Source organism: Fluctibacter halophilus (assembly GCF_020687825.1).
Classification (GTDB): domain Bacteria; phylum Pseudomonadota; class Gammaproteobacteria; order Enterobacterales; family Alteromonadaceae; genus Fluctibacter; species Fluctibacter halophilus.
Map to the genome: position 1 here is coordinate 16,684 of NZ_JAJEWP010000007.1, position 25,521 is coordinate 42,204.

20 protein-coding genes are annotated in these 25,521 nt (G+C 53.8%); 10 read left to right on the plus strand and 10 right to left on the minus strand.

What is annotated here, in order from left to right; all coding sequences use genetic code 11:
* Positions 1-39: 39 nt before the first annotated feature.
* Positions 40-1,308, minus strand: coding sequence for an MFS transporter (locus tag LJ739_RS17350; RefSeq protein ID WP_229162524.1), 1,269 nt, complete (start codon positions 1,306-1,308; stop codon positions 40-42).
* A gap of 128 nt (positions 1,309-1,436) precedes the next feature.
* On the opposite strand from LJ739_RS17350, the gene LJ739_RS17355 reads away from it, so the two are divergent.
* Together LJ739_RS17355 and pgmB are read left to right on the plus strand one after the other, a co-directional pair.
* Entirely contained in the window at positions 1,437-3,752 is a 2,316-nt protein-coding gene (locus LJ739_RS17355) for a glycoside hydrolase family 65 protein (RefSeq protein WP_229162525.1), read from the plus strand.
* Positions 3,749-4,399, plus strand: a complete 651-nt coding sequence (gene pgmB / locus LJ739_RS17360; RefSeq protein ID WP_229162526.1) for a beta-phosphoglucomutase — start codon at positions 3,749-3,751, stop codon at positions 4,397-4,399. Before LJ739_RS17355 ends, pgmB begins: the two co-directional genes overlap by 4 nt.
* Here the strand turns inward: pgmB and LJ739_RS17365 are convergent.
* Positions 4,388-5,413 carry a LacI family DNA-binding transcriptional regulator gene (locus LJ739_RS17365; RefSeq protein WP_229162527.1) on the minus strand — a complete coding sequence of 342 codons (1,026 nt, stop codon included), beginning with the start codon at positions 5,411-5,413 and terminating at the stop codon, positions 4,388-4,390. The two genes, pgmB and LJ739_RS17365, sit on opposite strands and share 12 nt — an antisense overlap.
* Positions 5,414-5,613: 200 nt before the next feature.
* On the opposite strand from LJ739_RS17365, the gene LJ739_RS17370 reads away from it, so the two are divergent.
* A complete protein-coding gene (locus LJ739_RS17370) occupies positions 5,614-7,899 on the plus strand; it encodes a TonB-dependent receptor (RefSeq protein WP_229162528.1) in 2,286 nt (761 codons plus the stop codon).
* Positions 7,900-8,015: 116 nt separating this feature from the next.
* On the opposite strand, the gene LJ739_RS17375 is transcribed toward LJ739_RS17370, so the two are convergent.
* Both LJ739_RS17375 and LJ739_RS17380 read right to left on the minus strand, forming a co-directional pair.
* Complete coding sequence (locus tag LJ739_RS17375) at positions 8,016-8,693, minus strand: hypothetical protein (protein WP_229162531.1); 678 nt, start codon at positions 8,691-8,693, stop codon at positions 8,016-8,018.
* 153 nt (positions 8,694-8,846) lie between these two features.
* On the minus strand, positions 8,847-10,433 hold the full coding sequence (locus tag LJ739_RS17380; RefSeq protein WP_229162533.1) for a methyl-accepting chemotaxis protein: 1,587 nt from the start codon (positions 10,431-10,433) through the stop codon (positions 8,847-8,849).
* A gap of 197 nt (positions 10,434-10,630) precedes the next feature.
* Between LJ739_RS17380 and LJ739_RS17385 the strand changes: the two genes are divergently transcribed.
* Positions 10,631-11,314, plus strand: a complete 684-nt coding sequence (locus tag LJ739_RS17385) for a type 2 periplasmic-binding domain-containing protein (protein ID WP_229162535.1) — start codon at positions 10,631-10,633, stop codon at positions 11,312-11,314.
* Here LJ739_RS17385 and LJ739_RS17390 read toward each other — a convergent pair.
* Positions 11,293-12,240, minus strand: a complete 948-nt coding sequence (locus LJ739_RS17390) for a hypothetical protein (RefSeq protein WP_229162537.1) — start codon at positions 12,238-12,240, stop codon at positions 11,293-11,295. The genes LJ739_RS17385 and LJ739_RS17390 overlap by 22 nt on opposite strands.
* Positions 12,237-12,980, minus strand: coding sequence for a hypothetical protein (locus LJ739_RS17395; RefSeq protein WP_229162545.1), 744 nt, complete (start codon positions 12,978-12,980; stop codon positions 12,237-12,239). Before LJ739_RS17395 ends, LJ739_RS17390 begins: the two co-directional genes overlap by 4 nt.
* A 146-nt stretch (positions 12,981-13,126) precedes the next feature.
* Here LJ739_RS17395 and LJ739_RS17400 point away from each other — a divergent pair, with 146 nt between their 5' ends.
* Positions 13,127-14,275, plus strand: coding sequence for a sensor histidine kinase (locus LJ739_RS17400; protein ID WP_229162547.1), 1,149 nt, complete (start codon positions 13,127-13,129; stop codon positions 14,273-14,275).
* Positions 14,272-14,913, plus strand: coding sequence for a response regulator (locus tag LJ739_RS17405; protein ID WP_229162548.1), 642 nt, complete (start codon positions 14,272-14,274; stop codon positions 14,911-14,913). The genes LJ739_RS17400 and LJ739_RS17405 overlap by 4 nt, the downstream gene beginning before the upstream one ends.
* On the opposite strand, the gene LJ739_RS17410 is transcribed toward LJ739_RS17405, so the two are convergent.
* Together LJ739_RS17410 and LJ739_RS17415 are read right to left on the minus strand one after the other, a co-directional pair.
* Entirely contained in the window at positions 14,902-16,344 is a 1,443-nt protein-coding gene (locus tag LJ739_RS17410; protein WP_229162550.1) for a GAF domain-containing sensor histidine kinase, read from the minus strand. The genes LJ739_RS17405 and LJ739_RS17410 overlap by 12 nt on opposite strands.
* An 87-nt stretch (positions 16,345-16,431) precedes the next feature.
* Positions 16,432-17,160: a 16S rRNA (uracil(1498)-N(3))-methyltransferase gene (locus LJ739_RS17415; RefSeq protein WP_229162552.1), complete on the minus strand. Its 729-nt coding sequence runs from the start codon at positions 17,158-17,160 to the stop codon at positions 16,432-16,434.
* Between the two features lie 734 nt (positions 17,161-17,894).
* Between LJ739_RS17415 and LJ739_RS17420 the strand changes: the two genes are divergently transcribed.
* Positions 17,895-18,716: a mechanosensitive ion channel family protein gene (locus tag LJ739_RS17420; protein WP_229162556.1), complete on the plus strand. Its 822-nt coding sequence runs from the start codon at positions 17,895-17,897 to the stop codon at positions 18,714-18,716.
* 51 nt (positions 18,717-18,767) lie between these two features.
* On the opposite strand, the gene LJ739_RS17425 is transcribed toward LJ739_RS17420, so the two are convergent.
* Positions 18,768-19,568 (minus strand): M48 family metallopeptidase, encoded by an 801-nt coding sequence (locus LJ739_RS17425; protein ID WP_229162563.1) that lies wholly within the window; start codon positions 19,566-19,568, stop codon positions 18,768-18,770.
* Between the two features lie 105 nt (positions 19,569-19,673).
* Positions 19,674-20,819: a methionine adenosyltransferase gene (metK, locus tag LJ739_RS17430; RefSeq protein WP_229162565.1), complete on the minus strand. Its 1,146-nt coding sequence runs from the start codon at positions 20,817-20,819 to the stop codon at positions 19,674-19,676.
* A 349-nt stretch (positions 20,820-21,168) separates the two neighbouring features.
* On the opposite strand from metK, the gene tkt reads away from it, so the two are divergent.
* From tkt to LJ739_RS17445, 3 genes are read left to right on the plus strand one after another with little or no spacing between them, the layout of a single operon-like run.
* A complete protein-coding gene (gene tkt / locus LJ739_RS17435; protein WP_229162566.1) occupies positions 21,169-23,169 on the plus strand; it encodes a transketolase in 2,001 nt (666 codons plus the stop codon).
* 56 nt (positions 23,170-23,225) lie between these two features.
* Entirely contained in the window at positions 23,226-24,251 is a 1,026-nt protein-coding gene (gene epd / locus LJ739_RS17440; protein ID WP_229162567.1) for an erythrose-4-phosphate dehydrogenase, read from the plus strand.
* A gap of 21 nt (positions 24,252-24,272) precedes the next feature.
* Positions 24,273-25,448 carry a phosphoglycerate kinase gene (locus tag LJ739_RS17445; protein WP_229162569.1) on the plus strand — a complete coding sequence of 392 codons (1,176 nt, stop codon included), beginning with the start codon at positions 24,273-24,275 and terminating at the stop codon, positions 25,446-25,448.
* Positions 25,449-25,521: the final 73 nt, after the last annotated feature.

Sequence of the window (25,521 nt, forward strand, 5' to 3'; positions counted from 1 at the left end):
AACGCCCGGCAGTATTTGCCGGGCGCAGTCGTTCCACGTTCAGGACACTGCGGCAGCTGACGGCGATTGTTCACGCAATACGCCGCGGCGAAAAGCGACCAACAATACTCCCAGCAACCCCATGGGGAGCAGCATAAACAGAAACGCGGTATGGCCATCGGCGTACTCGAAAATCATGCCGGTGATGATGCTGCCAAGTGTGCCCCCCAGTGCTGAAAAGATAACGATCAACCCGGTCATGGCGGCTTGCTGTTGCTGCTTCAGTGCGCTGAGTACGACAGAATTGATGGCCGGATAAATCGGTGCCATAAACAATCCGATGGCCGGTAATACGAAGGCTGCCATCGGCACATCCTGCCAACCTTTAACACTGCCCACCTGTTGGCTGGGTTCAAGCAACGGCATGACGACCAGCAGCAGTACTGCCATGACAGTCAGACACACCAGCAACAGTGGAAACCAGCTTATCCAGCGCAGCACAGCACCGGCGCTTAGCCTGCCAATTGCAAGGCAGGCGGCAAACACACTGGTGATCTGCACACTGATGTTGGCGGGTAGGCCCAGCACTTCATTGTTAAACGTGGGTAGCCAGGTGCCCAGTCCCTGTTCAATCAGCACATACAGAAACGCACACAGCACAAAGGTGACCACAAACGGCAAGGTGGCCAGTTTCAGCATGTCGACAAAGCCACCTTCGGCATTGTCGCTTGTCTGTTGAGTGCGAATATCCGGCATACTGGTGAGAATAAAGATCAGATTAAGGCCACATGCCAGCGCCAATACCCAGTAGACATTCAACCAACTCAACGACGCCGGGGTGTGCTGATCAATAAAGGCGCCGAACAGCCAGTAGCCCGCCAGCACCCCGAGCATGAAGCAACCCTCCAGCACATTCATGTTGGCGGCGTGTTTGTCGGCACCGGTATTCACATACGACAACAACGAGTACACCGACACTTTTACCAGCGCGAAACTCACACCGACGGTCAGAAATAACACCTTGGTCATCCAGAAGCTACTGAGCAATGGCATTGCTACGCAAGCGGTTGCGACCAACACCATGGCCAGTACCAATGCCCGCCGGTAGCCCCAACGGGGAAGGTAGGCCGCAAACAGGAATGACACGACGGCAATTGGGATGTCTTTAAACCCTTCCAATACGCTTGCCTGTGGCTTGCTGACATCAAAGGACAGAATGCTCTGCAAAATGACACTGCCGACACTGTTGAGCAAAACCGCAAAGATCAGATAGGTGCTGACCAGAAGCAGCAGCAGACGAGGGCCATTGATGTGAGTGTGTTTTGTCATAGGGCGCCAAATGCTTGATGTTGATGAAATGTTAATGGAGGGCAGTGTACACCACAAATTTTGTTTTGCAAACGATTGCATAAGTTGTATGATGCCGACATTGTTACTGCCAAATGGGGAGAGATTCTGTGACCCTTGAGACCACTGAACGGCCATCAGACGAGGCCTGGCAACTGCGCCAATCGCTGCACGAGGACACCAACTGGCGTCACGTCGAAACCTTGTTTGCGCAGGCCAACGGCTACATTGGTACCCGTGGGACGCTGGAAGAGGGCGATCTTATCGGGACGACTGGCTGTGAAGGGGTTTATCTCAATGGTGTATTCAGTCAATCGCCGATCCCGTATGGCGAATCGGCGTACGGTTTTGCCACGCACAATCAGAAGCTGTTGCAGGTGCCCAATCCCAAAGCCATCTGGCTGGATAATATGCAGGCGGTCAGTGATCACAGCCGCTCGCTGGATTTCAGAAACGGCGTACTGACCCGGCAATTCACCGTGCAACTGGGCGGCGGAGGACGGGTTCAGGTCTGTATTGAGCGGTTAGTCAGTGTGGCACATCCACAACTGATGGCGTTGCAATACACCGTGACATCTGTGGACTATGACGGCCCGGTATCCTTGCTCACTGCCCTTGATGCCCGCTACGCCGAGTCTGGGGTAGATGCCAACGATCCCCGTGCCGGAGACTTGTCCATTCAACAGGCTTTGCACCCCGTCGCCTGCGATATCGATGCCTCGGCGTCCAGTATTACCCTGACCCATCAGGTCAAAGGTACGGACTTCTGGGTCAGGTCTCAGTGTCTGGATAGCTGCTCGGTGTCGACCCAGGTGGCAGCGGATCAGCAAACGGAGCAGCGCCCAGGGCTGGGCTATCAGTGGCACATGGTGGCAGGGCAGACCATTCGCTGGACCCGAAAGGTGGTGTACACCCATAGCCGTGATCCCGAAGCGCTCGACACACAACATGTAGCACGGGTGGACGCTGTTCGTTCATTGTCGTGGGACAATCTCATGGCGCAGCAACAGCAGGCGTTTGATGACTTTTGGCGCAATGCAACCCTGTCCATCGAAGGTGATGAAGCGACTCAGCAAGGGCTGCGCTTTTCCCAGTTTCATCTGTTTCAATCGGTGGGGCGGGACGGTCACAGTGCCATTGCGGCCAAAGGGCTGACCGGACCCGGCTATGACGGCCACTATTTCTGGGATACCGAAGTGTATATCATCCCGTTCTTTGCCCTGACCCAGCCGGACATCGCCCGCCAGTTGTTAATGTACCGCTACAATACTCTCGATGCGGCTCGCCAGAGAGCCCGCCAGATGTCTCATGACAGTGGCGCGCTATATGCCTGGCGAACCATCGGTGGTCAGGAATGCTCGGCCTACTACCCAGCCAGCACCGCGCAATACCACATCAATGCCGCGGTCGCTCATGCGATCAAAACCTACTGGCACAGCACCGGCGATTGGCAGTTTGTGGTGGACTATGGCGCCGAGATGCTGGTGGAGACCGCGCGACTGTGGCTGCAACTGGGTCACTTTACTGACACGGGGGACTTTTGCATTGACGGTGTGACCGGACCCGATGAATACACTGCGGTGGTAAACAACAATTTTTACACCAACTTCATGGCGCAGCAGCACCTGCGGTTTGCGATAGAGGTTTGTGAGCAATTACTCAAGTCAAACCCTTCATCGTTAAACGATTTGAAAGCCAGGGTTGGGCTGACTGAAGATGAACTTATGGCCTGGCAAAAGATCGCAGATGCGATGTATTTGCCCTATGATCAACAGCGCCAGATCCACCCTCAGGACGATACTTTCCTGAACAAAGCGCGCTGGGACCTGGCTAACCACCCGGCAGAGAAGCGTCCCTTACTGCTGCACTACCATCCGCTGGTGATCTATCGCCATCAGGTGATCAAGCAGGCCGATGTGGTGCTGGCCATGTACCTGGGTGACGATGCCTTCAGTCAGGCGCAGAAAGCCCGTAACCTGGCCTATTATGAACCGTTGACCACCCACGACTCGACGTTGTCGAGTTGTATCCACAGCATTGAATACTGTGAAACCGGTCAGTCAGAGGCCGCCTATCGCTATTTTGTCGATTCGGCGCGGATGGATCTGGACAATCTGCACCACAATACTGAATACGGTATCCACACCGCGTGCATGGCCGGAAGCTGGAGCTGTGTGGCGTTTGGTTTTCTTGGTATGCGGGTACGCGCGGATGGCTTGCACCTGGCCCCAAACATTCCTTCCTCCTGGGGGAATGTGTCGTTGAACTGTTGTGTTCGTCAGACGCGCATCAACATCAGTGCCAACAGTACAAACCGCGTAACACTGACGTGGCTGGAAGGCCCCCAAGCTGAAGTATTCTGTGCCGGCAAGCAACTCCACATCAGCGCCCAGCAGCCATCAGTGACGGTCGAGGTGGTGGCATGAACCGGGCGGTGATATTTGATTTGGATGGCGTGATCACCGATACCGCAGAGTTTCATTTCCAGGCCTGGTTGCAGTTGGCCCGGGAGGTTGATGCACCCTTTGACCGGCAGATGAACGAGGATCTGAAAGGCATCGACCGGATGACCTCGTTGGCGCGGATCCTGGCGCACAGCCCTCACAGGTTTGATGCGCAACAACGGGATGGGTTGGCGGCACGCAAGAATACTCACTATCAGCATCTGATCGAGGGGATAACGCCACAGGACGTGTTCCCCGGCGTCCCGGCGTTATTGTCGACCTTGCAAACCTCAGGTTATCGCCTGGGGGTTGCTTCGGTGAGCAAGAATGCCGCTGTTGTGCTAGAACGCCTTGCGCTGACCAGCCAATTTGATTTCATTGCCGATGCCAATCGTATCCAGAACCCTAAGCCGGATCCGGAAATCTTTCTCACCGTGGCCAAAGCATTGGGGGTTGAACCCCGCCATTGCGTCGGTGTTGAGGACGCCGCAGCCGGGGTTGAGGCGATTCGCGCGGCCGGTATGCCAGCCATTGGCGTGGGTCCGCGTTCGGCATTGCCGTTGGCGAACCACTGGGTGGACCGCACCGGTGATATCCGCATCAATGATATTGAGCGTTTACTGGTGTGATTGACCTCCGCGCTGACTCGACTGGCGAACAATTAACGGCGTATCCAGTAATGTGGACTGCACCGATTCGCCCGCCAGTTGCGCCAGCAGGGTATTGACCAGGCACGTGCCACCGGCACGGGTATCCTGGCGAATGGTGGTCAGAGACGGCTGCATGTACGCAGCCACGGCGATATCGTCGTAACCGGTGATCGCGACATCTTCAGGCACCCGTTTGCCGGCTTCAGACAAGGCGCGGATCATGCCCAGCGCAATGCTGTCACTGGCTGCCACCACGCCGTCGTAACTAAACTCATTATTGTCCAGTAGGGTTTTGGTCACCTGATAGGCGTCTTCGTAACTGAAATGAATGTCCAGGTGGTGGCTATTGCGTAAACCTGCGGCTTCTAATGCCTGTCGATAGCCCTGGTAACGTTGTGCCGTTTCGAACGACAGGTGACCGGCAAACGCAATGCGCTGACAACCCTGCTCGCGCAGGTGCTCTGTTACCCGGCGTCCACCCAGGACGTTGTCAGTACCGACGGTGACATAACTCGCTGCTGGTGTCTGCGCGCCCCACACCACCACGGGCAGGTTCTGGTTCAATAGTGCGGACAAATGTTCGCCACTGTCACCCTGGCCGAACACGATCAGGCCGTCTGCCCGTTTGGTGTCCAGGTACTGACGTATGTTCTTTGCATCCTTGGTCCGGTGTGACACCAGCAAGACATCATAACGGTGCTGACTGAGTTCATCGGCAATCACGCCGAGAATACTCAAAATAAACGGATCGCTGACGGATTGATCAGCATCCGAGTCAATCAACAACACCACGGCAATGGTATTGGATTTTTGCAGGCGTAAATTCCGCGCCGCGGTATTGAGTGTAAAATTATGCTCGTGCGCCAATGCCTGGATCCGATCGCGGGTCTTCTGACTGATCAGCGTGTTGTTGCTCAGGGCACGGGAGACCGTTGATTCTGAGACGCCGGCTTCACGGGCCAGGTCTGCCAGGGTTGAGAGTTTTTTGGTCATTGCCATCCTGCTTGGTAAACCTGAGGCTAGCGTATCGAAAAAGTGTTCACAGCGACAGTAAAAAAAGCACGTTAATGAAAAATTGCAATCGTTTGCAAAAAGGTATTGCAATCGATTGCATCTTTACATAGAGTTAACATAAACCACACAAACAAGTCCTCGGCTTTTTGCCGGTCGGGGAGCAGAACAGGACGAACACTATGAACACATCAGCTTTTAATCCGCTGCGTGCCAAGAACCCTGTGGCGCATTGCATCGCTTTGGCCCTGGCGTTGCCCGGTGCAGCCCTGGCGCAGGATGCTGACAATCAGAACAGCAAAGCCGAACAAGACTATTTTGAACAGATCATTGTGACCGGTACCGCCAGCGGTACGGCAATGCGCAAAGTGGATGCCAGCTATGCGTCCACCTCACTGAGCGAAGATCAAATTAAAAAGCTGGCACCCAAAGCAACGGTTGATTTGTTCAAAGCGGTTCCTGGTGTTTGGGCAGAAAGTTCCGGTGGCGTGTCCGGCGCGAACGTTTTCGTGCGTGGCTTCCCCGGTGGTGGCGATGCCCCTTTTCTGACCGTGCAGTTGCAAGGCGTGCCGGTATTCCAGCCTCCTACGTTATCATTTCTGGAAAATTCGACCCTGTTCCGGGTTGATGAGACGGTGTCTTTCATGGATGCCCTGCGTGGTGGCCCCAATGCCGTGGTCTCCAATGGCCAGCCTGGACTAACCACCAACTTCCTGCTCAAGGAAGGGGGCGAAAGTCTGGAAGGTAAGATCAAATACACCACCTCTGATTATGACTTGCAGCGCATCGACGGCGTACTCAGTGGCAAGCTGGCAGATGATCTGTATTTTATGGCCGGCGGTTATGTGCAGCAGAGCTCTGGATTGCGTGACGCAGGCTTCAACTCGGAAAAAGGCCAACAGTTCACCCTTAATATCACCAAAGTGCTCGACAACGGCAAAATCAATCTGTTTACCCGTATCACTGATGATCACGGTGCCTGGTACTTGCCGACCCCACTGGTTGACGGTGTGGACAACAGCTTCACCCAATTGGGCACACTGAACCGACAGGGCACCATCCAGTATGGCGCCGATGGCAAGTCTGAATCCTTTGACTTTGGCGAGGGCCGTGGCTGGGACGGCGCGATTACCGGGGGCAGTATCAATCTGGAACTGGGCAATGGCTGGACCTTTGTCGACCGCTTTGCGTATACCTCCGGTGATGCCGACACCTTGGGATTGGTGCCACAAGGCAGTCCGGTCAGTCTGTCTTCGGTGGCGGACAACGGCAGTTCTGCCACCGGTGCGGTGACCGGTGAAACCTATGCCGGAGACACGCTGGTACAACAAATCGGCCGTTGGGTGGTGCGCAAGGACATTGAAGCCTTTACCAATGATCTTGCGTTCACCAAAACCGGCGACCGTTTCGAAGCCACATTAGGCCTGTACACCTCGGACTATTCGGCCAACGACTGGTGGTCGCTGGGCAATCAGGCCTACCATGTGGTTGCTCAGGGGGGCGAGGCACTGACCGGCATTGATTGTAATGACAATGCCGACAGCTGCAGCTGGAACTACGACATTAATTCCACCGGTGACGGACAGACCCAGGCGTTCTACGGCGCGTTTGAGTACCAGTTTACTGATGCATTGAGCGGTGACATCGGGATCCGACGGGAAAACCATGAAATTCACTACACGGTGGATGAAGGACTGGACGGTGTGATCACCAAAGCCGTGGATTACGACAAGAGCGACACCGCCTGGACCGTCGGCATCAACTGGCAGTTTGAGCGTGACATGGGGCTCTTTGCCCGTGCCAGTGAAGGTTCAAAAATGCCTTACTTTGATGATTTCCGGGATAACTGGGGCGCCTATCAATCTGGCGAAGATCTGATTGCCGAAGTGACCCAATATGAGCTGGGCTACAAACTGGCACGCGCCAATTTTAATGTCTATGCGACCGGCTTTTTCAATGAAGTGAAAGGTGACACCTTTGTACGTCGCCCCGGTGACCCGGCAGAAATCCTTACCAATGAAGCGTATGGGGTGGAAATCGATGCGGCCTACTTCAATGACAGTGGTTTCTCAATCAACCTGAATGCCACTATTCAGGACACCGAAATCACCGAAAGTCCGGCCAACGAAGGCAATGAAGCCCAGCGTCAGCCCGGTTGGCAGTTGCGTCTGACCCCCAGTTACGACTTCGATGTGGGCGAGTATTACGCCACCTTGTATGGCACCTTGTCGGCAGTGGATGACCGATTTGCCAACAACGAAAATACCGTTGTACTGGACGGTTATGAAAAGCTTGATGTGGGCTTTGTGATCAGTAACGGTGATGGCCTGAAACTGGAGTTGGCGGTACAGAATCTGACCGACGAAGATGCACTGACCGAAGGGGATCCCCGTAACCCGACGGCACCGAACGGTCGGTTCATCATGCCCCGCAATGCAACCTTGAGTGTCAGCTACGAGTTCTACTGATCATCTCATCGGGCTGCTGTTAGCGGCCCAATCCTCTTTTCCTGACACTGTGTGTCGTGTGTACCTTTGGCGTCCTGATGGACGCCTTTTTTGTGCCTCTGGCTGGCCAACAACGCTCAGTTGTGGGCGATCACATAAAATTGCCAGGCATGGGCAAAGTGATAAATGCCTTTACGGCGATCCGAATGGGCAAAGTGGCCTTCCACAGACGTAAAATCCTCGTCATACAGGGCATCGATGGCACGAGCCGGAGTATGCCCTTTGACCGTCAGTACTAGCATGCCTCTGCCATTGGCAGGTTGAACTTGGCCCTGGTAGTCTCCGTTAATGATCAGGGTGGTGGACGGCTTACCACTTTCGACGCGGCCAGTGAAATTGTGACCAATCACGATGTTCGTGCTACTGCTGAGTCTGAGCGCCCCCTGCATATCTCCACCAATGTAGATATCGGCCATTCCCAGCGCTTGCACACGAACATTAGCTGCAATGTCGCCAGCAACCACCAGTTGTGCCATGGGTTCCAGTACAATGTCGTGGGTCAGGTTGCCTCTCACAATGAGAAATTGGCCGTCAGGAAAATAATCGCCATCTGCAGGTATATCATGTACTTGCGCAGTGTCAGGAATAGATTGACCGGAGAGGTAGCGCAGAACGATGTGGTAGCCTCTTCCATGCGCCATGGCAGCCTGACCGACCTCCATCGCCAGCGATTGTTGCGTGGAAAACTGGGTCGCGAACAGCGGTTTGGCAAGTACGCTGATGCAAAGGGACAGGAACAACGGTGCGATACGCATGACTAAAGGGACAATTGATTGGATATGCCGTATTCGTCGCGCGGCCAGTGACGAAGGTTTAAATCCAGCTTTTTGACTGGCGCTTTGCACAAACCGGACTGTCTGTCTCAGACAGCCCGAGCGGTTGAACTTGTGCAGCACAAAACAGCGGTACTAGTTGTTGTTGTTCACGCGCCCTGTGCTGAAGCGTTTGATGATAGAGCGAACGTTGAGCACCAGGGCCTGCAACTCTGTGCTGGCCTGCAGGGAATGTTCCGCCGCCTCTTTGGTGGTTTGGGCACTGTCAGCAATCTCCACGATTTGCTGATTGATGTGTTCTGCAACGTTGCTTTGTTGTTCCACTGCCGCCGACATATCCACGGTCAGGTGGGTTATGGTGGAAACCGCCTGATGGATGTCTTCAAGGGCGGTACTGGTGCGCTGTACAATGTCGACTCCCTGTGCAGCTGACGTTTCCCCCTGTTTGGAGACGGCAACGGCGTTTTCTGCCCGCTGGGTCAGCACATCCACAATTTCATGTATACGGTCGGTGGACTCGCGAGTTTTCGATGCCAGGGAACGCACTTCGTCGGCAACGACACTAAAGCCGCGGCCCTGTTCTCCAGCCCTGGCCGCTTCAATGGCGGCGTTCAATGCCAGCAGGTTGGTTTGTTCCGCGATGGTGGAGATAAGGCTGGCAGCCTGGCCGATTTCATGGGTCGACTCGGCCAGTTCTGCTACCGTTTTTGCGATAGAACTGACCGCGTTGTTTAGCTGATCAATCGCCAGCCGGGCTTCTTTGGCCCGGGCAGTGCCGGCATCGGTATTTTCCAGTGCGTCTCTGGCATTTTCGGCATTTTGCTCCACATTTCCAGCGACTTCCTGGATCGCGGCCGACATTTGTGTAATCGCCGAGGCGATTTGCTGGGTGGCCTGATTTTGCTGTTCTACCGCTGCGGCCGTGGACTCAGCCTGTTGATGGGTATTTTGCACGATGCCGTCAAGCTGGCGGGCAGCATCCTCAATACGGGTCAACGCGGTGCTTGAACGGGCCAGTGCACTGGCCATGGCAAGTTTGGCGCGGGCCTGCAGACCGCTGTCGGTGAAGTAGGTTTCTGCCACCACGGGGTCGGAAAAACTGTCTGTGCTGAAGTTGATCAGGCTCAGCCAGTCCTTGCGTTGACGATGCATAACCCAGCCCGTTGTTGCCAGCGTCATCAGCAGTCCGATGATGGCCGCAGTGCTATCGACAAACGCACCAAGGGCAACACTTCCGAGCAGTCCGGGCAGCAGGCTGGGGCCGACGGTGCGAAAAGCATGTCGCACACGGGTTGCCAGGTTGCGAGGGCCTTCACCGGCGAGTAGCCGCTGATAGATGTTTTCTGCCCGCTGTTTCTCTGCGCCAGATGCGGGCACTCTCACCGACTCGTAACCCACGATGCGGTTATCTTCAAACACGGGCGTCACGAAGGCACTGACCCAGTAGTGGTCGCCGTTTTTGCGTCGGTTTTTGACCAATCCCATCCATACCTTGCCCTGTGACAGGGTGTCCCACATGGCCTTGAACACGGCGGGGGGCATATCCGGATGACGGACGATATTGTGGTTTTTACCAATCAGTTCTTGTTGGGAAAATCCGCTGACTTCAACGAATGCCTTGTTGCAATAGGTAATGACGCCGCGGGTATCGGTACCGGAAATCAGGCGATAATCGCCGGGAAAGGTAAATTCTCTGTGGGTTACCGGTTGATTGTTTCTCATCAGCGACTCCTTTTGTGTTGTATCCTTACTCCAAGACAAACGTTGGCTTGCTGTACTGTTAAATAAAGTGCAGTCGGCGGCGCCTTGCAAGCCATGTCAGTAAGAATGGTGTGCGACGTTAGTGGTAGTCGAAAGTCGCATAGCAGGGGAATAGATTTTGGCGCATACTACACCTTGGTTTGATGAGCAGGCAACCAATGGGACAATTTTTTCTCGTGATCGCGTTATGGCTGGTAAGTGCTACCGCCATGGGACAACCACAGTCCGAACAAAGTTGGCTGGTCAGCTATGTGCCTCACCCTCAAGCCAAGCCCTTTAACGACCTGATTGCTCGCACCTATTCACGTCTTGGCATTGACATCCGTCTGGTGGAAGTCTCAGCAGACCGCCGTCTGCTGATGCTCAACCGTGGTATGACGGATGCTGATGTGTTGGGCAGGGCGGGTCTATCGTCATCATACCCGAACTTATTGCGCGTTGACCCTGCCATTGTCGAAGCTACCTTGTATTTGCTGTGCCATTCCGCCAAACCGTGCACCCCTGATATTCTCACTGATGAAAAGGTTCAGGTTTTCGGTATCAGAGGGGCGGTGGAAGAGATTCGTCAGCGCTTGTCGGTAAAAGCCACACTTTCGGTGGTGGATGTTTACCACGCGCCAACCGCGATGATCCAACAAGGGCGCGCTGACTATGTGTTGCTGATAGGGCGCTCCGAAGGCCTGCCTCCGGCCTTGCAACAGGAGACACGACACATTGCCCTGTATCCGGTTCCCCTGTACCACCATATCCACCGTCGGCACGCCCAGTGGCAGGAACGGATTTCCAATGCACTCAAGCAACAGTTGGCTACATTACCGGGTTACTCTTCAGACACCCGCTGAGCGTTACTAACCAGGCTATCCACTTGCTGCTGAACACTCGCGTGTATGGCTTTCCATTGCTCATCTCTCGTTTCCTGATACTCAATGAGTAGCTGTTGGGCTTGTCTTACGTGCCTTAGCTGTAGCTGAAGTTGGGCAAGTCTGAGGGCTGCCCAGGCTTTTGACGGCAAACGGCTGTCCTGTGGCGCGTGGACGATGTAGTGCCGCAAGGCGCTTGCCCCTTCTTCAACCGCTTGTTTACCGAGTACCGCATTCCGGCCGGTTTGATAGGTGGCTTGCCACAGCTCAAACCTCTGATTGCTGTTGTTACAATACCTCTTGGCGTCAGTAAATGCCTGATGAGCAGCAACAAAGTTCTCATGACGCTGTTGAAGAAAACCCAGCTCCAGATTGGTTTCACACGCCTTAGGGTATGCGTCAAAGGTTGCACGGATCAGTTGTTGTATGGCGTCGTCATCGTTATCTTGTCGTAACCAGGCGAGCTGGGCACGAAATGCGGTCATTGGTTGGGATAACCACCATGATGTCAGTAATCCACGGGCTCTGCTTTCATCGCCACCGGCAATTGCCGGTGCGTTGATCAGGTACATAAACAAGCCCAGGCGAAACGTCGGGTTTTCGGGGGCCAGGGCCAGGGCCTGTTCAAAATCCTGTTTGGCTTTGGGGGCCAGAAATGGTGCTTTTAACCAGTTCTGCGACGCTTTGCGAGACAGTACCCGTGCCCGCCAGTAGTAAGCATCTGCATTGATGGGAGAGGCATCAATGGCGCTATCCAGTTGGTCTTCCAGGGTATCTAATGCTTTCCCATCAAGGGTATTGAAGCTAGCTGGCAAGGTTTCCAATGGAATGCCTGGCGACGCCCCGTGAGCTGACATCAGACACCCGGCCATCACCATCACGCCGCTCAGAAAAAGAGCCTTTTTCATACGGCCTCCTGATGTTGTTTTGGTGCCGGTGTGTAGCGGCGACTAAGGCGGGCGATGGCTATGCCACCGATAATGCCTGGAGCAACCCAGAACAGGGTTTGCCATTGACCAAATTCACTGATCAGTTGGCGCCCACCGAAAGCCAGAAACGCAGTATGTGCGCCGATCCCTGAACCGATCATTGCGCCAAGGTGCTCTACCAGCCAGGCCTTGGCGTGAACCTGCTTGGCCCAGCAGTAACGTAACATGCCAAAGGCGATGAACAGCCCCAGTCCAGCAAAGATGATCAGTAAGGTGTGCTGACGGGTGATGCCCAGGTAAAGGCTCATCAGGGCGGCACAGGGTAAAACCAGCAACGGCGCCTGATAGTGCCATTGGCGAAGGGCTATACGGTTAGTTTTGTGACGCAACACTGCATTACCCTGACGCACACTGACGAAGGTGATCAATGACAGGTACAATAGAAAATACCAGAATGCCCGAATGGCTTGGGAGAATTGTTCGATGGACGTGTCCGCTCGGCGCAGATGACCTTTGATCGCAATCGGGTCCCACAACACCAGCAGTGCCATCATCGCCCCGCTGAAGGCCACGGTATACATCGCCACACTGTAATAGCGCCCAAAACGTCGATGGTCTAGACTGCCCTTACGGTTCATGGTGGGGATCCAAAACAGCAGCAGTGCCATGCTGCCAACCAGAACGTGCAAGATAAACAAGCCAGAATGTAAATATGTCATGTGTCTTTCCTCTATCAACGGGATAGAGGCAGCTTAATAAAACGGTTAAACAAGCCACAGTGCCAAAAGTCACGTTCGAAAAAATGACTTTTGGCCTATGGGCATGCCATGGTCTTTTCGGCATACTGCGAAACAGATCAGATGCAATGGATGACCTGTCCGCCGTGAAGCTTGCCTCAATCAACCTGGAAACCCTCAGCGCCTGGATTACTGCCTTTCTGGTCGCGGGCACGTCCTTGTACTTTATGTCCACCCAGGATCACATCAGCGACGCACAGACTGCGGCAGCTGGGTTGTCGATGGCGGCCTTTATGGGGCTCTGGCAGCTGTCAGTAACGGACTGGGTGCACCGAAAATCTGAGCGACTATGGGACGCAGTGCTGGTGTTGCAACTGGGCATCATCCTGCTGATTTACTGGTTGGTGCCGTTCACCTATGTGGCAATTTTTACCACCCTGTGGTCTGCGCTAATGCCCTACCGGTTTTCCATGCGAACCTGCTTGCTATTGTCTCCGCTGTGGTCGATGCCGTTGTGGATTATTTTTTCCTTTCACTGGCAGGAGTCGTATGCCTGGCTGTCTGCCCTGTTGTTCTGGGCCTTCAATGTCTTTGCACTGGTAATGGTGAACGCTACCCGTATGGCAAAAAACGCGCAGGAAGAAGCCCAGCGCCTTAACCAGGAACTGTTGGCCACCCAGCATTTGTTGGCCCATGCCAGTAAGGAAGCAGAACGTACCCGTATTGCACGTAATATTCATGATGTGCTGGGCCACCATCTGACGGCGCTGACCATTCACCTGCAAGTTGCGGTCAGGACCAGCGATGAACAGCAGCGCGCCAACCTGGAACAATGTCACAGTCTGGCCAAGCTGTTGCTCAGTGATGTACGCGAAGCGGTCAGTGATATGCGTGAAAACGCCTCATTCGATATACAGGACAGTCTCAGGGCGTTGATAGATAACACGCCACAGTTGACGATTGAGCTGGACTACAGCCCGGATGTTCGTATCGCCGATGTGTCTGAAGCAGAGGCGGTGCTGCGTTGTGTACAGGAAGGGATCACCAATTGCCTCAGGCACAGTTCGGCCCGCCATCTATGGATCACCATGAACCAGGACGGCAAACAAACCCGGTTGGCGTTGCAGGATGACGGAGGGACCACAAAATCTGTTGTAATGGGCAATGGTCTGACGGGAATGAAAGAGCGGTTCCGGGCGTTGGGCGGCGATATTCGTTGGCTGCAAAACGATCGGGGATTCAGGGTTGAAGGCTTTTTTAGTGGAGAGCACGGATGATTCGGGTCATGCTGGTGGATGATCAGGCGTTGGTACGCGGAGGCATATGCAGTTTATTGTCACTGGCTGAATCCATCGATGTGGTTGCCCAGGCCGGCGACGGTCAACAGGCGCTTGAACAACTGGCCGCTGCGGATGTCGATGTGATCCTGATGGATATTCGCATGCCGGTAATGGATGGCATCGAAACGGTTAAAGCTTTGCAGCAACAAGCAGGCGCTCCCCCGGTGATCATGTTGACCACCTTCGACGATCATCAGTTGGTGCTGGATGCTATTCAAGCCGGCGCCAAAGGCTATTTGCTCAAGGATGTGTCGCTGGAAACCCTGGTCGACAGCATCAAGCAGGTGGCCGAAGGGAGTACGTTGATTCAACCGGCCATTACCGAAAGGGTGTTGCAGGGACTGCGTAATCCTGAGGTGACTAGCGCTGCTCCGGCCATCGAACCCTTGTCTGAAAAAGAAAAAGGGGTGCTGCGATTAATGGCGTCAGGTTACAGTAACCGCGAAATCGCTCAGGCGACCTTCAAATCGGAAGGTACAGTGAAAAATCAGGTCTCGACAATCCTGGCCAAGCTAGGTTCTCGGGATCGCACCCAAGCGGTCCTGAAAGCCATAGAGTGGGGCTTACTGGGCTGATTTTACCGGTATGCGCAGGGTAAAGTGGACACCTTTGCCCGGTGTTGATGTACAGTCAATTTCCCCTTCCAGTACCTTGGTCACCAGGTTGTAGCAGATGTGCATGCCCATTCCACTGCCACCTTTATCACGGGCTTGGGTGAAAAAAGGTTTGTACAGGTTATCAATGGCGTGACGGCTCATTCCCTTCCCGTTGTCGCGATACTGCACAATCAGGTGTTCGTTGTCAGCCTGCGTCGACAGATTTGCCTGCAGTGTGATCCTTCCTGGGGCATTTTTTTCAAACCCATGCTGGGCTGAGTTCATGATCAGGTTGATCAGGACCTGACTGATGGCCCCCGGATGACTCAGCATGGTCAAGTCAGGATCGACATCGATGCAGAATTGCAGCCGGGTGCGTTTTAGCCGTGGTTTAAGCGACAACAGAATTTCATCAATGTAGCCACATAAATTGATACTTCGAATGTCTTCGCTGTGTTGGTCCAGGGACAACTGTTTGAACGTTTTGATCAGCTGTGTCGAGCGCTGCAGGTTACGCTCGATGATGTCGCAACTTTCTTCGCACTCCTGGTAATAACGCACCAAATCCGATTTTTTCAGTTGCCCTTGAGAGAACTTTTCATAACAGCGCTGCTGCAGTGTACGCAAGTGACTGATGGCGGTGATCGCCACACCGACCGGTGTGTTGATTTCATGGGTCAGGCTGGACATCATGGTGCCCAGTGACGCCATGTTTTCCAGTTCCAGCAGTTGATTCTGCACTTCATTGCGCTGTTCCAAGGCTTTTTTCAATAACACATTGGCTTGTGTCAGGGCCTTGGTACGCTCTTCAACCCGTGCTTCCAGTTCGTCATTGCTGCGCTTCAGCTGTTCCTGGGTGCGGAACCGCTCAATGATCAAGGCCGCCAGGCTGGCCTCATATTCGAGGGTGTTCAGGTGCTCCGTGGTGGGCGTCGTCGGTTGTGGGAAGTACACTGCAAAGGTGCCGTAGATCTCACCTTCCGGGGATACGATGGGTTGGGACCAGCACGCTTGCATGCCAGACAAAGCGACCAACTCCTGAAGTTCCTGACAGTTGGGATGTGTGGACATGTCGTCGCACACCACGACCTTGCCGGTGTATGCCGCTTCACCACAACTGCCCACTCCTTTGCCGATACTGAGATCATGAATGGCTGCAAGATACGCGTCGGGTAAGCCCGGGGCGATCAGCGGGGACAGGGTTTTGCGCGCCTGGTCCAATAACATGACTGAGCAGACCGCGTGCTCAATGGCGGATTCAACACTGGATACCAAGGCCAGCAGGATGTCCTGCAACGGATAGCCCTTGACCAACAAATCCAGGGCTTTGGCACGCCCCGACTCGATGGTCGCTGCCGGCGTGAGAGCGCCGGTTTTAGGGGGACCTTTTACGACCCGAAGTCTTGTCATTGTGCTCGCTTAATGGCATTGGAGGTGGTGATTATTTGGCCAATTTAGCAGAACCCGGGAGTCAGGGAAACGATAATAATTTTACCGTTATAAATCGCCATAGACCGCTTGCAACGCACTGATGGTGGCAATTGCAGCAGTCTCGGTTCGCATCACCCGGGGACCGAGGCGAACGGACTGAAATCCGCTCTCTTCAGTGGCGTACACTTCATTGTCATCAAAGCCGCCTTCAGGGCCAATCAGCAAGCGAACACCTTGCGGCGGTATGGCCAAATCCGTCATGCGTTTGTCGGCCCTGGGATGCAGGGTCAGGCGCAATTGTTGGGTGGACTCACCCATCCACTGATTCAATGAAACGGGGGAGTGCAGCACCGGCAAACAATTGCGGCCGCTTTGTTCACAGGCGCCTATGATGATTTTCTGCCATTGCTGGGTTTTCTTTTGCCACCGTTCCTGGGAGAGCTTTACTGCACAACGGGCGGTGATCAGCGGTGTAATCTCGGTAACGCCCAGTTCGACGGCTTTTTGTATCACCCATTCCATACGGTCGCCTTTGGAAACGCCCTGGCCCAGATGAATCGATAATGACGACTCCACGCTCAAGCTAAGCTTGGCGTCGACTTCGACGTCTACAGCCCGTTTACTGACCTCACTTAGCTGACCACTGTATTCATTGCCGTCGCCGTTAAACAAAACAACCGGGTGGCCCGGTTTGAGGCGTAACACGGTTGCCACATGATGGGCCGCATCAGGTGTCAGTGATAGCCGTTGTTCGGCGATGATCAGGTCGGGGTGATAAATTCGTGGTATGCGCATGGAAAATCAGACTGAACAAACGTGGCGCAATGATAGCAGGAGTGTGAAGACAGGAGAACCGTACTGAAACCCCGACTCCACCACTGGTTACGTTGATTAAATGCCAGCGGCGGAGCAGGATTTGGTATCAGATGACAAATGCTTGATCAACTGGCCTTAGCGATTTTGGCAGTACTAACATTGGCGGACTCTGAGATTTGGCGCTGGGCCGGGTGTCCGGTTCGTGCCATTGAGCTGCGGGCATGAATGGTGTGCTTACCGGTGTCCTTTGTAAGCGAAAAAATTAACAACACAAGCAATGTCAAAAACAACAAAGAGAGTATGAACATTTTCAATTCCTTTAAAAATATTACGCTGACCCTTTGAATCGGGAGGCGTATTCTATCACTCTGAGTGAGTAAAGTTTACTGTGATTTGTCAAAAAACACAGTTCTGGGTTCCAAGTCGTTGTATTTCGGACGGATACAGTTGTGGCTTTTTCAATGCTCAGGATATTACCGAGGATTGGTGACACAATTATGACTTTACTCACCCACTCAGTGTTGTTGCTGCAGGGGTTCTCCCACTGGGTTTTATCTTTTTTGTTCTCATCATCAAATCATTGGATTATGCTGAAAGCAGCGAGGAAACAAATGCTGTTTGTTGGGGCGCCTGGGTTCCCGCACAACACACATGCGTGATTGGGGAGATGTGAATCACGTTTGCACACTTAACAATAAAATGGAGTACACACCATGTTTGAGGATATCGACGTCTCTCAATTGATTGACACCTACGTGATCCCTTGGGGGATCAACATCGTTATGGCTTTGCTGGTATTTATCATCGGTAAGATGGTGGTCAAAGTGCTGGTCAATGTGTTCGGCAAGATCCTGTCGAAGTCGAAATACGACGACATGCTGGTCGATTTCCTGAAGTCTATCGTCAGCGCCGTGTTGATGCTGTTTGTCATCGTGGCAGCGCTTGATCAGTTGAACGTGGACACCACGTCGCTGGTTGCCATTCTTGGTGCTGCAGGTCTGGCCATCGGTTTGTCGCTGCAGGATTCACTGAAAAACTTTGCTTCAGGTGTGATGTTGTTGGTGTTCAGACCTTTCAAGCAGGGCGATTTTGTTGAAGCTGGCGGCACCGCAGGAACGGTGAAGTCTATCAGTATTTTCAACAGTATCTTCACCACCCCGGATAACAAGGAAATTATCGTACCGAACGGCAAAATTTACGGTGACAACATCGTCAATTTTTCGGCCAAACCCACTCGTCGTGTGGATATGATCGTCGGTATTGCGTATGACAGTGATCTGCTTAAAGCTAAATCCATCCTGGAAGAATTGTGTGCTGCAGATGAGCGTATTCTGAAAGATCCTGCACCGACCATTGCGGTCGCAGAACTGGCCGACAGCAGTGTGAACTTTGTGGTTCGCCCTTGGGTGAATACGCCAGATTTCTGGGCGGTTAAATTTGATTTCACCGAGAAAGTGAAGCTGCGCTTTGATCAGGAAGGCATTGGCATCCCGTTTCCGCAAATGGATGTGCATGTGCACAAAACAGCCGATTAAGGCGAAAACGAACACAAAAATGCCGCGTAAAGCGGCATTTTTTTTGCGGCATTATTTTGCTTTGCAGACAGGACGATGGGGGCTTTTCTGCTGCATGTTGAGTGCTGCGGGCATGTTTTTCTGCAGTTGTGTAATGCGCGTGTCAGGGGCTGGGTGTGTCGATAGAAACTCTGGTTGCGAGCGCTGATTGGCTGCCGCCATGTTGTGCCACAACGCGACGGATTCACGCGGATCAAAACCGGCTTGCGCCATCAGGGTCAAACCGATCAGATCCGCTTCCGACTCGTGGGTGCGACTGAAAGGCAGTTGAACGCCGACCTGAACCCCTAAACCGATGGCCGCCATGATGCTGCTGCTATGGCTGACTTCATTACTTTGTAAAAGCGCATTGGTGGCTTCCAGACCGATACCGATCAAGGCTGAATTCGACATCCGTTCATTGCCGTGTTCAGCAATAACGTGACCGACTTCATGCCCAAGTACGGCGGCCAGCTGGTGTTCATTTTTCGCGACGTTCAGCAATCCGGTGTAGACACCAATCTTACCGCCCGGCAACGCAAACGCATTGACCTGGTCATCTTCAAACACCACGACTTCCCATTCCCCACTGAAAACGGATGGGTTGACCTGGGCGGTGATGGCGCGGGCGACACATTCCACGTAGCTGTTCTGCACGGTTTGTTTGGCGATGGGTTGCTCGGATTTCATGCTGTCAAAGGCCTGACTGCCCATATTGGCCAACTGATCCTTGGAGAACAACTTGAGTTGCGAGCGTCCGGTTGGGGAGGTGGCGCAGCCTTGAATAAACAGACAACAGGTCAGGGCTAACGCACTAAAACGTAAGGATTTCATGCAATACTCGATTCAACTGTGTGAAGGGTATTGTTGAAGAAGTTGAGGTAAAAAGCCAGTGTTACGGAAAACGCCGGCGATGGCCTGCGCCATCGCCGCTCGGTGTTACAGTGCGTCGCGCAATGCGTCGACTTTGTCGGTGGCTTCCCAGGGGAATTCGCTGCGGCCGAAATGGCCATAGGCGGCGGTAGCCTGATAGATGGGCCGCTCCAGATCGAGCATCTGGATCAACCCGTACGGGCGCAGGTCGAACACACGACGTACTGCCTGGGTCAACGCCTCATCGGAGACTTTACCGGTACCGAAGGTTTCGATGTTGATTGACGTAGGCTCGGCAACACCAATGGCATAGGACACCTGGATTTCGCACCGATCCGCCAGTCCCGCTGCAACAATATTTTTGGCCACAAAGCGGCCCGCGTAGGCGGCACTGCGGTCAACTTTGGACGGATCTTTTCCGGAGAATGCCCCACCACCATGACGGGCCATGCCGCCGTAGGTGTCAACGATGATCTTACGTCCGGTCAAACCACAGTCGCCCATTGGGCCACCAATCACAAACCGTCCGGTGGGGTTGATGAAAAACTTGGTGCTTTGGTTCAGCCACTGAGCCGGTAGCACAGGTTTGATGATTTCTTCCATCACCGCTTCCTGCAAATCCGCTGTGCTGATGGAGTCACAATGTTGAGTGGACAATACCACAGCGTCGATACCGACAGGTTGATTGTCTTCGTAAACGAAGGTCACCTGGCTTTTGGCGTCCGGACGTAACCATGACAGTGTGCCGTTCTTGCGCACCTCAGCCTGACGCTTTACCAAGCGGTGGGAGTAGGTCACTGGCGCGGGCATCAGCACGTCGGTTTCGTTGCTGGCGTAGCCGAACATCAGGCCCTGGTCACCGGCACCCTGATCTTCGGGACGAGAACGATCAACCCCTTGGTTGATGTCGGGAGACTGTTTACCAATGGCATTCAGCACCGCACAGGAATCGGCATCAAAGCCCATGTCTGAGTGGGTGTATCCGATATTGCGCACAGTGCTGCGCGTCAGCTCTTCGATATCAACCCACGCTGATGTCGTGACTTCACCACCGACCAGCACCATGCCAGTTTTGACAAAGGTTTCACAGGCAACGCGTGCCTTGGGGTCCTGGGCAAGAATGGCATCCAGTACTGCATCAGAAATCTGATCGGCAATTTTGTCCGGATGGCCTTCAGAGACGGACTCGGAGGTGAATAAATGTTTCGCCATGTAGGTATCCTGTTATCTGTTATAGACCGTAAAAAAAACCTTGCTGGCAAGGTTATCGGTTCAATGGCTACGTAGTTTACCCAATCGGGATCATTTTTGCCAGTCTTTCCATCTAGACGTCCAAATGGCTGGCGTTACGTTTGCTTTCCATCCTGTGCGGTAACCGTCGGGGAATTGAGGTTAGGGGCAAAAACTGACGGTTATGAGATGAAAAAACGCATATGTAAAAACAATTTCATTAAAGATTAACCGTTGAAGTTCCCTGTTTGGTGGGTGAAAATGGCCGGCCTTACGTAACAGCGACACTTATTTTGTGGCTGACAGCTCGTCAGTCTACCCAGGAGAGACTATGCCTTCACGTCGAGAACTTGCCAACGCTATTCGGGCGTTGAGTATGGATGCCGTTCAAAAAGCCAAGTCGGGTCACCCCGGCGCGCCGATGGGGATGGCCGATATTGCCCAGGTGTTATGGGGAGATTTCCTGCAACATAACCCGGTCAACCCGGCGTGGCCAAATCGGGATCGTTTTGTACTGTCCAACGGGCATGGCTCGATGTTGATTTATTCGTTGTTACACCTGACCGGCTATGACTTGCCACTGGAAGAACTAAAGCAGTTCCGTCAATTGCACTCTAAGACACCAGGTCACCCTGAATACGGCTATGCACCGGGTGTAGAGACCACAACCGGCCCCCTGGGACAGGGGATCAGTAATGCCGTCGGTATGGCCATTGCTGAAAAAGCACTGGCCGCACAGTTTAACCGCCCTGGCCATAACATTGTTGATCATTACACCTATGCGTTCCTCGGTGACGGGTGTCTGATGGAAGGGATTTCCCATGAGAGCTGTTCACTGGCCGGTACGTTGGGGCTGGGCAAGTTAATCGCATTTTGGGATGACAATGGTATTTCTATCGACGGCGAAGTCGAAGGTTGGTTTACCGATGACACACCCGCTCGTTTCCGTGCCTACGGCTGGCACGTGATTGAGGCCGTCGATGGCCACGATCCCGAGCAGATCCGCAGTGCTATCGAAGCGGCTCGTGCAGAGTCCGATAAACCGACATTGATTTGCTGCAAGACCATCATTGGCTTTGGTTCCCCAAATAAGCAAGGTAAAGAGGATTGCCATGGTGCGCCGCTGGGTGAGGATGAAATTGCGTTGGCCCGTGAAGCCCTGAATTGGCCACACCCTGCGTTTGAAATACCGCAGGATATCTACGCTGGTTGGGATGCGAAAGCTGACGGTCAGCAACGTGAACAGGATTGGGCTAAGACCTTTGATGCCTACCAGACCGCCTACCCTGAGCTGGCGGCGGAATTCAATCGCCGGATGGGCGGTGAACTGCCTGCCGATTGGGACAGCAAGGCGTCTGCCTATATCCAGCAGTTGCAGGATACGCCTGAGAATGTGGCGACCCGTAAAGCCTCTCAGAATGCGCTCAACGCATTCGGTCCGTTATTGCCGGAATTGATGGGCGGTTCAGCGGATTTGGCCGGTTCAAACCTGACACTGTGGTCTGGCAGTAAGGGCCTGACCGCCGATGATGCCTCAGGTAACTATGTATTTTATGGCGTGCGCGAGTTCGGCATGTCAGCGATGATGAACGGTATCTGCCTGCACGGCGGTTTTAAAGCCTACGGTGCAACGTTCCTGATGTTCATGGAGTATGCCCGCAACGCAGTGCGTATGGCTGCCTTGATGAAGGTGCCGAGCATTTTCGTTTACACCCACGACTCGATTGGATTGGGCGAAGATGGCCCGACCCACCAACCGGTTGAACAACTGGTGGCACTGCGCGCGACGCCAAATCTGGATAACTGGCGCCCCTGTGATCAGGTAGAATCTGCGGTCGCATGGAAGGCCGCGATTGAACGGACCGACGGTCCAACATCGTTGATCTTCACCCGTCAGGGATTACCACAACAGGATAGAAACGCCCAGCAACTGGCGGATATCGCCAAGGGCGGTTACGTGCTCAAAGACTGTGATGGACAACCTGAGTTGTTGTTGATTGCGACCGGTTCTGAAGTGCAACTGGCGGTGGAAGCCTGTGATGCGCTGACGGCACAAGGACGTAAGGTGCGTGTTGTCTCAATGCCTTGTACCGATGTGTTTGAGCAGCAGGATACAGCCTACCAGAACAGTGTGTTGCCGCCGCAGGTGACCCATCGCGTGGCCGTCGAGGCGATGAGCAAAGATTTTTGGTACAAGTATGTTGGCCTGTCAGGTAAAATTATCGGCATGGACTCGTTTGGTGAGTCAGCGCCGGCCGGCGACTTGTTCAAGCACTTTAATATCACCACCGACGCGGTGTTGCAGGCTGCCAACGAACTGCTGGCAAGCTGACAGATAGTGGGCGCCTGAGGGCGCCCTTTTTACTTTGATGGGGTAACAACACAGCTATGTTGCGCATTGCAATTAACGGTTTTGGGCGGATTGGACGCAATGTTCTGCGCGCGTTGTATGAAACCGGACGCAATCAGGGGATAAAGGTGGTGGCCATTAACGAATTGGCCGAACCACAGGGCATCGCCCACCTCCTGAAATATGACACCTCTCATGGCCGGTTTGGCTTCGACGTTAGCTTGCAGGGTGATCAATTGTCGGTTGCAGGCGACCAGATTACGTTGTTGCAGCAGGCACAGATAGAGGACCTACCTTGGGGGGAGTTAGGCGTTGATTTGGTGCTGGAGTGCACCGGTGTCTATGGCGAGCGTCGTTTTGGTCAGCAACACCTGGATCAGGGCGCCCGCAAAGTGTTGTTTTCGCAACCTTGCAGTGCCGATGAAGATGTGGATGCCACGGTGATTTACGGGATCAATGATTGTGCTCTGCGACCCGAACATAAACTGGTCTCCGCCGGCTCCTGCACCACTAACTGTATCGTACCGGTGATTGAGGCGCTCGATAGGGCCTTCACCGTACAAAGTGGTACCATTACCACCATTCACTCGTCGATGCATGATCAGCAGGTGATTGATGCTTACCACAGTGATTTACGTCGCACCCGGGCTGCAAGCCAGTCGATCATCCCGGTGGATACCCGCCTGGCTCGGGGAATAGAGCGTATTTTGCCTAAATTTGCCGGTAAATTTGAAGCCATCGCCGTGCGTGTCCCGACCATCAATGTGACCGCCATGGATCTCAGTGTGACCCTGGCCAGTGAAGTCACCATTGACGAAGTTAATGGTGCCCTGCGGGACAGCCGCGAGGGTCGTCTCAGTGGCATATTGGGGTACACCGAAGAACCCCTGGTATCGATAGATTTTAACCACGATCCCCATTCGTGCATTGTTGATGGCACGCAAACCCGGGTTTCCCACAAGCAACTGGTGAAAACCCTGGTTTGGTGTGACAATGAATGGGGGTTTGCAAACCGTATGATCGACACCGCTATGGCCATGTTTGCCATGGAAAACGTGTCTTGATAACCACACTACGAGGACAGTATGGCCATTATTAATATGACCGATTTGGATCTGGCTGGGAAACGTGTATTGATCCGCCAGGACCTGAATGTGCCGGTGAAGGACGGCAAGGTAACCTCAGACGCGCGCATCAAAGCGTCACTGCCGACCTTACAACGTGCCTTGCAAGCCGGCGCCAAAGTCATGGTGATGTCTCACCTCGGACGTCCCACGGAAGGGCAGGCGGAAGCCGAGTTTTCCTTGCAGCCGGTAGTAGACTACCTCAATGACGCACTGGACTGCCCGGTACGTCTGGCTACGGACTATCTGAACGGCATCGACATCGCAGATGGCGAACTGGTAGTGCTTGAAAATGTCCGCTTCAATGTGGGTGAGAAGAAGGACGATGAAACCCTGTCCAAGCAATATGCAGCACTGTGTGATGTGTATGTAATGGATGCGTTTGGTACTGCTCATCGTGCCCAGGCTTCCACCCATGGCGCAGGGGTGCATGCGCCTGTGGCTTGTGCGGGACCGTTGCTGGCCGCTGAACTGGATGCGCTGGGTAAAGCGCTGGACAACCCCAAACGGCCTTTGCTGGCCATCGTTGGTGGCTCCAAAGTATCGACCAAACTGACGGTGCTGGATTCGTTGTCGACCAAAGTTGATCAACTGATCGTCGGCGGTGGTATCGCCAATACCTTTATCGCGGCTACCGGTCACCCGGTGGGCAAGTCGCTGTATGAAGCTGACTTGCAGGATGAAGCCCTGCGTCTGTTGGCGGCGGCAAAAGCCAATGGCGGCGATATTCCCGTACCGGTGGATGTGGTCACCGGCAAGGTGTTTGCCGAGGATGCCGAAGCAACCCTGAAGGGGGTCGATGCGGTGGCTGATGATGACATGATCTTTGATATCGGTCCTCAGACGGCGGCGCAGTTAGCCACCTACATCAAGAATGCCGGTACCATTGTCTGGAATGGTCCGGTAGGCGTGTTTGAATTTGATCAGTTTGGTGAAGGCACGAAGGCCATCGCACAGGCGATTGCCGACAGTGAGGCCTTCTCGATTGCCGGCGGTGGCGATACACTGGCGGCTGTCGACAAATACCAGATTGCCGACAAGGTATCGTACATTTCCACTGGCGGTGGTGCGTTTCTGGAATTTCTGGAAGGTAAGACCCTGCCAGCGGTGGCCATGCTGGAAAAGCGTGGCGCTTAAGCAGAATACATAAATAACAAGAGGGGCGATAAACGCCTCCCTATGAATAACCCTTTGTAACCTACACAAGCCG